At 61.9% G+C, this 11824-nt stretch carries 12 protein-coding genes and 1 tRNA gene; 7 read left to right on the plus strand and 6 right to left on the minus strand.

Going from position 1 to position 11824, the window contains the following annotated elements:
• Positions 1–24: 24 nt before the first annotated feature.
• Positions 25–1620 (plus strand): phosphoglycerate dehydrogenase, encoded by a 1596-nt coding sequence (serA, locus tag C5J26_RS01740; protein ID WP_105400258.1) that lies wholly within the window; start codon positions 25–27, stop codon positions 1618–1620.
• A 93-nt stretch (positions 1621–1713) separates the two neighbouring features.
• Here serA and C5J26_RS01745 read toward each other — a convergent pair whose 3' ends face one another.
• Positions 1714–2610: an alanine--tRNA ligase-related protein gene (locus C5J26_RS01745; RefSeq protein WP_245441025.1), complete on the minus strand. Its 897-nt coding sequence runs from the start codon at positions 2608–2610 to the stop codon at positions 1714–1716.
• A 216-nt stretch (positions 2611–2826) separates the two neighbouring features.
• Between C5J26_RS01745 and C5J26_RS01750 the strand changes: the two genes are divergently transcribed.
• Entirely contained in the window at positions 2827–3888 is a 1062-nt protein-coding gene (locus C5J26_RS01750) for a Tim44 domain-containing protein (protein WP_105400259.1), read from the plus strand.
• Here C5J26_RS01750 and C5J26_RS01755 read toward each other — a convergent pair.
• Positions 3885–4304 carry a DUF1810 domain-containing protein gene (locus C5J26_RS01755; RefSeq protein ID WP_105400260.1) on the minus strand — a complete coding sequence of 140 codons (420 nt, stop codon included), beginning with the start codon at positions 4302–4304 and terminating at the stop codon, positions 3885–3887. The genes C5J26_RS01750 and C5J26_RS01755 overlap by 4 nt on opposite strands.
• Before the next feature lie 119 nt (positions 4305–4423).
• Between C5J26_RS01755 and C5J26_RS01760 the strand changes: the two genes are divergently transcribed.
• The 4 genes from C5J26_RS01760 (at position 4424) to C5J26_RS01775 (ending at position 7618) form a co-directional block, all read left to right on the plus strand.
• On the plus strand, positions 4424–5545 hold the full coding sequence (locus tag C5J26_RS01760) for a mechanosensitive ion channel family protein (protein WP_105400261.1): 1122 nt from the start codon (positions 4424–4426) through the stop codon (positions 5543–5545).
• Between the two features lie 105 nt (positions 5546–5650).
• Positions 5651–6037, plus strand: a complete 387-nt coding sequence (locus C5J26_RS01765) for a VOC family protein (protein ID WP_105400262.1) — start codon at positions 5651–5653, stop codon at positions 6035–6037.
• A gap of 172 nt (positions 6038–6209) precedes the next feature.
• Positions 6210–7406, plus strand: a complete 1197-nt coding sequence (gene mnmA, locus C5J26_RS01770) for a tRNA 2-thiouridine(34) synthase MnmA (protein WP_105400263.1) — start codon at positions 6210–6212, stop codon at positions 7404–7406.
• Between the two features lie 135 nt (positions 7407–7541).
• Positions 7542–7618 (plus strand) — tRNA-Met (locus C5J26_RS01775).
• 64 nt (positions 7619–7682) lie between these two features.
• On the opposite strand, the gene C5J26_RS01780 is transcribed toward C5J26_RS01775, so the two are convergent.
• A complete protein-coding gene (locus tag C5J26_RS01780) occupies positions 7683–8285 on the minus strand; it encodes a TetR/AcrR family transcriptional regulator (RefSeq protein ID WP_105400264.1) in 603 nt (200 codons plus the stop codon).
• A 173-nt stretch (positions 8286–8458) separates the two neighbouring features.
• Here C5J26_RS01780 and C5J26_RS01785 point away from each other — a divergent pair, with 173 nt between their 5' ends.
• Positions 8459–8860, plus strand: a complete 402-nt coding sequence (locus tag C5J26_RS01785) for a nuclear transport factor 2 family protein (RefSeq protein ID WP_245437353.1) — start codon at positions 8459–8461, stop codon at positions 8858–8860.
• Between the two features lie 55 nt (positions 8861–8915).
• Here C5J26_RS01785 and C5J26_RS01790 read toward each other — a convergent pair whose 3' ends face one another.
• The 3 genes from C5J26_RS01790 to C5J26_RS01800 all read right to left on the minus strand — a co-directional run bounded on the left by C5J26_RS01790 (position 8916) and on the right by C5J26_RS01800 (position 11726).
• Positions 8916–9467: an AraC family transcriptional regulator gene (locus tag C5J26_RS01790; RefSeq protein WP_105400266.1), complete on the minus strand. Its 552-nt coding sequence runs from the start codon at positions 9465–9467 to the stop codon at positions 8916–8918.
• A gap of 249 nt (positions 9468–9716) precedes the next feature.
• Positions 9717–10913, minus strand: coding sequence for a mandelate racemase/muconate lactonizing enzyme family protein (locus C5J26_RS01795; RefSeq protein WP_105400267.1), 1197 nt, complete (start codon positions 10911–10913; stop codon positions 9717–9719).
• 30 nt (positions 10914–10943) lie between these two features.
• Positions 10944–11726 carry an IclR family transcriptional regulator gene (locus C5J26_RS01800; protein ID WP_245441030.1) on the minus strand — a complete coding sequence of 261 codons (783 nt, stop codon included), beginning with the start codon at positions 11724–11726 and terminating at the stop codon, positions 10944–10946.
• Positions 11727–11824: the final 98 nt, after the last annotated feature.

Genomic DNA, 11824 nt, shown 5'->3' on the forward strand with positions numbered 1-11824 from the left:
GAAACTTTTTCAGGAGGCCCACTGATGGCACCTCGCGTTCTCGTATCCGACGAACTGTCGGAAACCGCCGTCCAGATCTTTCGCGACCGCGGCGTCGAAGTCGATTTCCAGCCGAAGCTCGGCAAGGACAAGGAAAAGCTTGCCGAGATCATCGGCAACTATGACGGTCTTGCGATCCGTTCCGCCACAAAGGCGACCGAAAAGCTGATCGCCGCCGCGACCAATCTCAAGGTCATCGGCCGCGCCGGCATCGGCGTCGACAATGTCGATATCCCGGCCGCCTCGCGCCGCGGCATCATCGTCATGAACACGCCGTTCGGCAACTCGATTACCACAGCCGAACACGCCATCGCCCTGATGTTCGCCGTCGCCCGCCAGCTTCCGGCAGCCGACGCCTCGACCCAGGCCGGCAAGTGGGAAAAGTCGCGCTTCATGGGCGTCGAGATCACCGGCAAGATCCTCGGCGTCATCGGCGCCGGCAATATCGGCGGCATCGTCTGCAAGAAGGCGATCGGCATCGGCATGCACGTCCTCGCCTATGACCCCTTCCTCTCGGCCGAGCGCGCCGAGGAAATGGGCGTCACCAAGGTCGAACTCGACGAACTGCTGGCCCAGGCCGATTTCATCACCCTGCACGTGCCGATGACCGACAAGACCCGCGGCATTCTTGGCAGGGAAGCGCTCGCTAAGACCAAGCCCGGCGTTCGCATCATCAACTGCGCCCGCGGTGGCCTCGTCGATGAGGCAGCGCTTGCCGAAGCCATCAAGTCCGGCCACGTCGCCGGCGCCGGTTTCGACGTGTTCGAAGTCGAACCCGCCACCGAAAGCCCGCTGTTTGGCCTCGATAACGTCGTCTGCACCCCGCATCTTGGCGCATCGACCACTGAAGCGCAGGAAAACGTAGCACTTCAGGTCGCCGAGCAGATGTCGGACTACCTGATCAAGGGCGCCGTCTCGAACGCCATCAACATGCCGTCGATCACCGCGGAAGAAGCGCCGCGCCTGAAGCCGTTCATTCGTCTGGCGGACGTGCTCGGCGCCTTTGTCGGCCAGGTCACCGAGGATGCGATCAAGGAAATCGAGATCCTCTATGACGGCTCGACCGCCGGCATGAACACCAAGGCGCTGACGAGCGCGCTGCTCGCCGGCCTCATCCGTAGCCAGGTCTCCGACGTCAACATGGTTTCGGCGCCGATCATGATCAAGGAAAAGGGCATCATCCTTTCCGAAGCCAAGCGCGACAAGTCGGGCGTCTTCGACGGCTATATCAAGCTTACCGTCACCACCGACACGATGACCCGCTCGGTTGCCGGCACCGTCTTCTCCGACGGCAAGCCGCGCTTCATCCAGATCAAGGGCATCAACCTCGATGCGGATGTCGGCGCCAACATGGTCTATATCGCCAATACCGACGTTCCCGGCATGATCGGCTTCATCGGCACGACGCTCGGCAATGCCGGCGTCAACATCGCCAACTTCCACCTCGGCCGCGACAAGGAAGGTGGCGACGCGATCGCTCTCCTTTACGTCGACGGTCCGGTTCCGGCCGACGTGCTGGCGAAGCTGACCGCCAATCCGGCAGTCCGCCAGGCCAAGCCGCTGGCGTTCAACGTCGAGTAACAATCACCGAAGCTGCTCAAGCCCGTTGTGGTCGTGAGAGTTTTCCGAAAAATACGAAGGCCTCCGGCGAAGCCGCCGGAGGCCTTCGTCATTTTATCCGTCCGACGTATCCGGCATGTCGGAAAGCTCGATGCCATGGGTATCGAACCACCATTCGGGGCTCATGCCGGGATGCCTTTCCCGCAGGTGGAGATATCTGGCCCGAAGGCGATCCTGGCGCTCGCCCTCCTCGATGAAGAAGGGATGGTCGAGCGTCCCGCCCATCCGATGCAAGCGGCGGAGCAGTTTGCGCAGGACGTAACCCTGCTCCTTGTTTCCTGGCCGATAGCCGCTTTCGATGATCTTCATGATCGCGCCACTCAGCGTTTCGAGCACATCCTCCGGCGGCGTGCCGTTGATGAGCATGTCGAGACGATCGGCACCGAAGCCGACATCGATGCAAGTTCCAAGTGGATTGACGATATTTCCGATCTCCACCCCGTCCTTATAGAACTCGGTACTGTATCCGGTGATGCTGCCATCGCTCCACGTGCATTCCGGATCCGGGACGATCGGCATGCGGCCACGGTAAAGCGGCGCCCATTCGGCCAGGCGGTCCGGATGAATGGTGACGTGATCCGGCACAAGATCGAGGGTCGCCAAGAACTCGAGCCAGAAATCGATGGCACCGGCAACGCTCATCTCCCGGAAGGAGAAGAGCCCGAGCATGGTGAAGTGAAGGAAGTGGGTTCCGTCCCCGATTTCGTCCAGATCGCCCAGGCGCAGGCATGCCTGGCTGTTTGCGACGGTTCCCCTGTGGCAGGGATCGGAGAAAAGGGGTTTGTACTGCTGCATGCCAGCGCTGCAGAAGAGCGTGGTGGCGTCGTGCGGCCTTATGGATTCGATGCGTGTGAAATCGATGCCCTTTGAAAGGCAGAAGTCTTGATAGTGCCGGATCAGGCGTCCCGCGGTGTCATAGGCAACCTCCTTTGCGTGTATGTGCCTCACCAAGAGGTAATGCCATTTGCGATGCCGCGCAACGTGTTTTGCAGGATCATCTTTCGGCGCAGAAGCACTGCGCCTGGTTGTATTTTGAGCGCTTGGCTCTCGTTTCAAACTCCGTTATCTACTTCGACGGGAAAAATGGAGGATGGGCCTAAAATCCAGATGGCCGCCTCTCTATATAAACGGGAATACCGCGCTTGAGCGGTTTATGAGGAGAAAACGATGTTATCCAACCTTCGGCGTTTCAAGAACCTGTTCGCGATCATGGCGATCGGAATGGCGGTTTCCTTGACCGCCGTGGACATGGCTGAGGCGCGCCGCGCCAGCGGCGGTTTCGGCAGCCGCGGCACGCGCACATTCTCGGCTCCGGCGACCACCAACACCGCGCCCACGGCGCCGACCGGCATCAACCGGTCGATGACGCCCAATACGCAGCAGAACGCCACGACGCCGCAGAACGGTCTTGGCCAGCAGGCGGCGCAGCAGCCCCGTCGCGGCCTTTTCGGTGGCATGTTTGGCGGCCTGCTCGGCGGTCTCGCTCTCGGCGGCCTGATCGGCATGTTCATGGGCACCGGTTTCGGTGGCATGGCCGGCATGCTCGGCATGTTGCTGCAGATTGCTTTGATCGGCGGTCTCGCCATGCTGGCTTTCCGTTGGTTCGCGCGCCGTCAGCAGACGGCCGGCGGCCCGACAGGCGGGGTGAATGCAGGCGGGGCGAATACCGGCTTTGGCCAGCCGCGCAACGCCTATGAGGCGCCGAGCCAGAACACCTCGTCCTTCCAGATTCCGAAGATCGGGTCGCTCGGCGGCGGTGGTCAGGGCGGTTTCGGAGGCGGTTCCAATGCCGCTCCGCGCCAGGCCGGACCGGAGACCGACGAGATCGGCATCACCAACCGCGACCTCGACCAGTTCGAGAAGCTGCTGACCAACGTCCAGTCTGCCTATGGCGAGGAAGACTATGCCAAGCTCCGCAGCCTCACGACGCCGGAAGCGATGTCCTACCTGGCCGAGGAACTCGGCGAGAACGCCACCAACGGCGTCAAGAACGAGGTGAAGGACGTCAAGCTGCTGCAGGGCGACCTGGCGGAAGCCTGGCGGGAAAACGGCCAGGACTACGCGACCGTCGCGATGCGTTACTCCAGCGTCGACTACATGAAGGACCGCACTACCGGCGCAGTCGCCGAAGGCGACCCGAACGCGGTGACCGAAACCGTCGAAGTCTGGACCTTCGTGCGCAAGCCTGCCACGGATTGGAAGCTTTCCGCGATCCAGGCTGCCGCCTAACTTCGAAGCAGCGCGATGGTCTTTTCATCGCGCTCGCCGTCAAAGAACAGTTCAAGGGCTCGCTCGAAAGGCGAGCCCTTTTTGCTGACGGCCTCGAACAGCGTCATCGAACTCTTGAACTTGATGTCGTCCGGCGAACCGAGGATGGCGTGCGCCGAAAGGTCCGAATGGGAGAGCATCGCCACGGTGCATTCGGTGAGCCGGGGCCCGAGCAGGGGATGTTTGAGATAGGCTGTCGCCTCTGTCTTCGAGCCGATCGCGAAGCGCTGGGACATGATCGAGAAACCAAGCCCCTCCACCTGCGGGAAGATGTACCACATCCAGTGGGAGCGCTTTTTGCCATCGCGGAGCTCGCCGATGACGCGCGCATAGACCGGCGCTTGCGCGTCGACAAAGCGCATGAGGTCGAATTGCATTGTCTTTCCGTCCCTATCGCCCTGTTGCCACAAATCACCCCACTGCCAGAAGACTCCCAAATCATGAAATTTTTGCGGCCGCTCTTTCCGATGCTGCATCGCACCCTAGCTGAGGGGGCATGGAACGCTTCATTCAGGAATTCCGGAATGATACGGCTTGGCTGCCGGACTGGCTCGTCAGCTGCGGTGTTATGGCCGTCGCATTTCTGATCGGCCTTGCGATCCAGCGCTTCGGATTTCGCTTTCTGACGCGGCTGGTCGAGAACAGGGACCTGTTCTGGCGGTCGCTGGTGTCGCGTACGCGGCGGCCGATGCGGCTGGCGATCCTCACCTGGACGCTGTCGCTCGGCGCGACCATCGCTCCTCTCAGTGCCGGGCAGGGAGAGGTGATACGTCACCTGCTGCTGCTCGGCTTCATCGTCGTCGTCGGCTGGATGGCAAAGATCGCCCTGCATGTGTGGATGATCGTCTATCTGCGCCGCTTCAAGCTCGATGCGGAAGACAATCTGCTCGCCCGCACGCATGTTACCCAATCGCGGATCGCCGAACGGATCGCGAGCGTCATGATCGTGGCGATCACCATCGCCGCGATGCTGATGACCTTCCCGGCGGTGCAGCAATACGGCGTCAGCCTGCTCGCCTCCGCCGGCGTGGCGGGCGTCGTGCTCGGCCTTGCGCTGCAGCCGGTGCTGAAGAACCTCTTCGCGGGCATCCAGCTTGCGATCACCCAGCCGATCCGCATCGACGACGCGCTGATCGTCGAGGGCGAGTGGGGCAATGTCGAGGAGATCACCTCCACCTATGTGGTGGTGAAGCTGTGGGACTGGAGGCGGATGATCCTGCCGCTCAGCTATTTCATCGAGAAGCCGTTCCAGAACTGGACGCGCGACAGTTCGGAGCTGATCGGCACGGTGATGATCTATCTCGACTATTCGGTTCCGGTGAATGCGGTCCGTCGCAAGGTCGAGGAGATCGCCGCAACGTCGAAGCTCTGGGACAAGCGGGTAGTGGCCGTGCAGGTGACGGATTTCAGGGAAAACGTCATGGAAATCCGTATCCTCGTCTCGGCCTCCAATGCCCCGCGAACCTTTGACCTCAGATGCGAGGTGCGCGAAAAGATCATCGACTTCATCCAGCGCGAATATCCGGCAAGCCTGCCGCGGGTGCGGGCGGAGGGCGCCGCCAGCGGCGTCAGGACGGCTGCCGGCAAGGTCGTACGGCATGGGGCGCTGCAGTCTTGAAGCCCGGCCTCCCGGCTTCGGGCAGGCTGCTTTTCGGGGCGCTGAGCCCCGGTGGGACAGCCCAAGTGTTTTACAAAACAATCCTATGGGCATAGACAGTCGGCCATGCAAACCTCCACTGGGTCGACCGCATTGAACACCGAAGCAAAGCCGATATGCGCCGTCCTTGTCCATGTCGCGGATGTTGCACGGGCATTGGACTGGTATCAGGCCGCTTTCCCGCAATCGGTGCGGCGTCATCTTGAGGCTTTCGAATTTCAGTTCCTCGATATCGGCGGGATCTGCCTCGAGATCGTGGCGGCTGACGAGAAGGTGGGAAGCGGCGCTAGCGGGTCCGTCGTCTATTGGCAGGTCGCTGATCTCTATGCGGCGGTCGAGCATTTCACCGCTATCGGCGCGACGCTTTATCGGGGACCGATCGACATCCAGAACGGCCTGCGCATGTGTCAGGTCCGCGATCCATGGGGAAACTGCATCGGTCTTCGCGGCTGAGGCCTTGTCCGTTCCTGCACGCGCGCACCTGCGATTCGTGCTCCTCCTTGCGCAGGCCGCAAATCCTTTCTATATCCGGCAAGAATTGCCTCCGACGGCCGATCCCGCCGCAGGCCCTGAACATGTCGCCCCCCATCACGGACCGGCGCTTGAGAGACCGAGAGAGTTACTCGTGAATACGCTGGATTTTGACAAGAGGCCGGAAGACACACGTGTTGTCGTTGCCATGTCAGGGGGAGTGGATTCCTCCGTCGTCGCAGGTCTGCTCAAACGCCAGGGTTACGACGTGCTCGGCATCACGCTGCAGCTTTACGACCATGGCGCGGCCGTCCACCGCGCCGGCTCGTGCTGCGCCGGCCAGGACATCGACGATGCGCGGCGTGTTTCCGAAACGCTCGGCATTCCCCATTACGTGCTCGATTACGAAAAGCGTTTTCGCGAGACGGTGATCAACCCGTTCGCGGAAGCCTATGCGATGGGCGAAACGCCGATCCCTTGCGTTGCCTGCAACCAGACGGTCAAGTTCGCCGATCTGCTGGCGACCGCCAAGGACCTCGGTGCCGATGCGCTGGCGACCGGCCACTATATCCGCTCCTCCGCCAATCCGTCGCCGGGCAATCCGAACCGCCGCGCGCTGTTTCGCCCGATCGACAGCGATCGCGACCAGAGCTGGTTCCTGTTTGCGACGACCCAGGAGCAGATCGACTACCTGCGCTTCCCGCTCGGCGGCATGTCGAAGGCGCAGGTGCGCGAGTTGGCGCAAGAGATGGGCCTCGTGGTCGCCAAGAAGGCCGACAGCCAGGACATCTGTTTCGTACCGCAGGGCAAATACGCCGACATCATCAACAAGGTGAAGCCGAACGCGGCACTCGCCGGCGATATCGTGCATATGGACGGGCGCGTGCTCGGCCGCCACGAGGGCATCGTGCATTATACGATCGGCCAGCGCCGCGGTATCGGCATCGCTACCGGCGAGCCGCTCTACGTCGTTTATCTCGATGCCCGCTCGCGCCGGGTGATCGTTGGGCCGAAGGAAGCGCTCGATACCCACCGCGTCTACCTGCGCGACGTCAACTGGATCGGCGATGGGGCGCTAGGCGAGGACGCGAAGGGCGGGTTCGCCTGTTTCGCCAAGGTGCGCTCGACACGCCCGCCGACGCCGGCGGTCCTCCATTCCGACAACCAGGGCGTCTATGTGGATCTGGCGATCGGCGAGGCCGGTGTCGCGCCAGGCCAGGCGTGTGTGCTCTATTCGGCCGAAGGTGCGGATGCGCGCGTCTATGGCGGCGGTTTCATCGAGCGTTCGGAACGCGCAGCCGAGGCCGAAATCGCTCTGAAGGCCCTGCTTTCGACGCCGGTCGCGGCCTGAAACCGGCACTTGCCGGGGCTGACGAAATTGCCGCCGGTTTTTGCCCAAACCCTGCTTGACACTTTGGTGACGGGGGACTTATAAGCCGCACGACCAAAGCGGAACCGGCCACGCCGGAACTTCCGCAGTCCCTGTGGCGGGGTAGCTCAGTTGGTGAGAGCGCAGGATTCATAACCCTGAGGTCGGCAGTTCAATTCTGCCTCCCGCTACCATTCAATCTCATGGCATAACCTGAAACGGTCTCTCACGCTGGCAGAAGCTCGAGCCATGACGTGTTCAGGGACCAGCTTGGCCGAGCTGCGGGGCGGTGCCCAGTTTCAACAGAGCCATGAACAAACGGATGCCGCCCTCAAACTCCGGCCCGGCGCCGCGTGTGTGCTTGATCCCATCCATCGCCGCGACAACCAGTGCGGCCAGCTCCGTGGGTTGAGTCTGCAGGGTGGCGAGGTCGATCTCCCGGGTTTTCTCGGCTTCGCTCAGCGCCTTGATCAGCAGGTCCAGCAGCCTTGCCCGCGCCTCCAGCGCAATGTCGGGTGCCAGTTCGGTGCTGGCGGCAAAAAGCTCTTCGACATTGTGACCGCCCCCGAATGGCGTGATCAGGCCTTCCTGAAAGGCGCGTATGGCGGCCGTTATGCGGTCGAAGATGCTGCCGGAGCGGTCGAGTGCCGCCTTGACGTTGTTCATCGTACTGAGATGCTCGCGCTTCGACCCGGCCCGAAAGAGTTCTTCCTTGCTGTTGAAGCAGAGATAGAGCGAGGCCCGCGATATCTTCGCCGCACGGGCAATATCGGCCATGGTCGTCTTTCGAAATCCGAAACGGACGAAGACGGGCAGGGCGGCGTCGAGAATCAGGTCTGTCTTGGAAGCGGTTTCGTTCATCTGGACATATTGACACTCGGCGTCTTATTGGTCAAAAGACGATTAGACATTTTTGATCCATATGTCTATTTGAGGTGGCGCCCGACTGATCGGGGGTCTATCTGCCGCAGGTTTGGCTGGAACGCCCTCGGCCGCCGCCGAAGCCTGCTTGTCCTGAAAAACTGGAGACGCCCGTGACTCGCGACATTGCTACCGAAGAAAACCGAATCCGCCAGACCGAACGGGCAAGGCTAAGCACCCTGGTCAGCGGCGACGTAGCAGCGGCGGAAGTCTATCACGCGGCGGATTTCCAGCTGATCACGCCGATCGGCGCCGTTCTGTCGCGGGATCAATATCTCGGCGCGATCGCGTCCGGACACATCAAATATCTCACCTGGGAACCGGAGGAAATCGCTGTCCGTCTTTACGGCCCTGCGGCCGTCATCCGCTACCGAGCTCGGCTGGCCGTCGTTTTCGGCGGGCACCATGTGCCCCTCAGCGGCTATTGGCATACCGACAGCTACGAATATCGCGACGATCTCTGGGTTGCCGTATGGTCGCAGGCGACTGCCATCAGTCACGGCAGTCCCGAATAACCCGCACGGTCAAAGGCAACGAAGCTCTCGGGTGACGCGCAGCTTCGTCTCATTGTCAGTTGAGCGGAGCAACGGTTGTCTCCTGAACGCCATATCCAGATCCTTCGAGCAGCATCCGCTTTCGCCATGCGTTGGGAGCTATTCCGTAAAGACGGCGGAAGCTGTTGGTAAGATGCGCCTGGTCGGTCATGCCGCATTCCAGGGCGATCTGGCAGAGAGGTTCATCCGTGCCCGCCATCATCCGACAGGCCATTTCCATCCGCCTGCGGGTGACGTATTTGTGCGGCGTCTCGCCAAGGCTTGCCTTGAAGGCCCGCTGGAAATGGCCGCTGCTCAGATTGCAGAGACCGGCCAGGGCCTCGACGCGGATTGTCGAGCGGAGGTACAGGTCGACATAGGCCTGCACATTGCGCATTTGCCACGGGGCCAGGCCGCCAACGGCGATTTGACGGAGGTTGGGGTCCGGTCCGGACTGGTCGGGATTTCGGGGGGCCTGTCCGGCGACAAGTCCTTCGAGGTCGATCTCCGACGCCCGATATCTTGAAACATCAGTGCGCTTTGCGGAAGGGTCGGCAGGCGGGGTCTGCGCGGACTGTGGGATCTGCATCCTAAGTCTCCTCCATCTCAGTGTGCTTCGTCGATAATCGGAGTCTAACGCCGAGGCAGGCGGTGAGACTATTGGACAAGGGGACTTGTCCCCCTATCCAAAGGTATGACCGGGACCCACTGAAATTGCCTGGCCACCTTCGGAAGCCTGCGTTTCTGTCCCGCGGCCACATCAAAAAAGCTCCGGGACGACGGTTCCGGAGCTGTTGCTTTCTTTGGCAGTCGGTGAAGCGCCGGCAGCGGCGCCGGTTCAGTCGAAGAATGCCCTGTCATCTTCGGTGAGATAACGCCTGGCCTTTTCGGGTACGAGATCGACGCCCATGCCAGGCCGGTCGATGACTTCGATGAAGCCGTCCCTGACGATCGTTTCCGGCAGGCCTTCGACGATGTCGTACCACCAGGCGGGATCGCCGGTCGTATATTCAAAGGCGATGAAATTGTTGGGAAGGGTGGCAGAGACCTGGATGAGGGCGGCGAGCCCGAGCAGCCCATTCGCCGTGCCATGCGGCGCCATCAGGATCGAATGCAGGTCGGCATATTCGGCGATCCATTTCAGTTCGGCGATGCCACCGACATCGGCAGGGTCCGGGCCGACCACATGGACGGCCTGGCCCTCGATCAGTTCCTTGAAGTTTTGCCGGAGATAGATCTGTTCGCCGGTATGGATAGGCGTCGTGCTCGCGCGGGTCAGCTCACGATAGACGCCGGCATTGACCCAGGGCGTATAATCTCCCGAGAGGAGGTCCTCGACCCAGAGAAGATTGTATTGCTCCAGCATGCGCACGAGGCGGATCGCGTCTGGCAGCATCCAGCCGGGGCCGCAGTCGAGCGCCAGGCCTATGCTGTCGCCGGCGACTTCTTTCATCGCGGCGACGCAATCGACGAAATGCCGCAGGCCCTTTTCGGTGATCGGGCCGCGATCGAGCGCCCCATGGAAGGGGCTGGCATTCGGCTCGTGGTAGTAAAAATTCTCGACCGTGCGCTTCATCGGCGAATGGAAGCCGATCGGCTGCTTGATGATGGTGAAGCCTTCCGGCAGCGCCATCATCTTCTTGAGATCGTCGGCGAGGTCCTCCGGCCGGTGGTCGGTCATCGGGAAGCGGATCGAGCCGTTATAGACGCGCACGCGATCGCGCACCTTGCCGCCGAGAAGCTTGTAGACGGGCACGTTGGCGGCCTTGCCGGCAATGTCCCACAGCGCCATCTCGATGACGCTGACGGCGGAGCCCCAGGGCTTGAAGCCGCCGCGCTGGCGGATCTTCAGCATGACGCGCTCGACATTGGTCGGGTCCTCGCCGATCAGTGCGTCTCGGAAGGCGAGGATATGGGACTTCAGGTAGGGCTTCCAGGTCTCGGCCTGCCCGTAACCCGAGATGCCCTCGTCGGTGACGATCCGCACGATCGGGCTTTTGCCGATGACCGCGCATTTGAGATCGACGATCTTCATTCTTCCTCCCAGCCGACATTCCGGCCCTGATCAGGACGGCATTGCTTCGCTTATCGCCCGCGCAGCATCGATGGCGGCAAGCCGGATCTCCTCCATGCGGCTCGCCTCCGCCCCGGCGAGATAAGGAATGCTGATCGCCGCGACCACCCGTCCGGTCCTGTCCCGCACCGGGGCGGCAAAGGCCTGGATGCTGGGGGCGTTTTCGCCCCTGTCCTGCGCCCAGCCCAGCCGCTTGATGCGGGTCAGTTCCGTCATCAGCCGCTTCGGATCGGTCAGTGACTTGGGCGTATAGGCAATCAGCGGCTTTGCGAGCCAGGCAGCCATCTCCTCGGGCGGCAGATGCGCCAGCAGCAGCTTGCTGGCGGCGCCGGCGTGGATGGGCATGCGCTGGCCGGGCGCCACCGTCAAAGCATATTGCCGACGGCCCTGCGCCGCTGCCAGAACCAGAATGCCGTCCTGGTCGATGACCGACAGTTTGCTGCCTTCGCCGATTTCCGCCGACAGTTTGTCGAGGAAAGGTTGCGCCAGTGCCGCGAGGTCGACCTCGCTGACGCCGGCGACCACATGCGAGGCAAGCGACAGCAGGCGCCGCCCCAGATGATAGGCGCCGGTATCGTCCCGGCGAACCATGTCGTGGCCCTGCAGCGTGTTGACGATGCGGTAGATGGTGGTGCGGGGCAGCGACAGGAGGGCCGTCAGCTCGCGGATCGTTGTGCCGTTCGGCCGTCGCTCCAGCTGCTCGAGGACATCCATCATCCGGTCGATGACCGGGATCGTGTACTTCGACGCGCCGGCGTCACTGATTTGATCCATGGAACAGGTTCGCCGTTGACAATCGGTTCGGCATCTTCCTATCATGCATTATTGAACTTCGGAAGTTCAAATATGAATTTGTCCGCAATTATTTTTCG

It is taken from the genome of Neorhizobium sp. T7_12 (genome assembly GCF_002968535.1).
GTDB lineage: Bacteria > Pseudomonadota > Alphaproteobacteria > Rhizobiales > Rhizobiaceae > Neorhizobium > Neorhizobium tomejilense.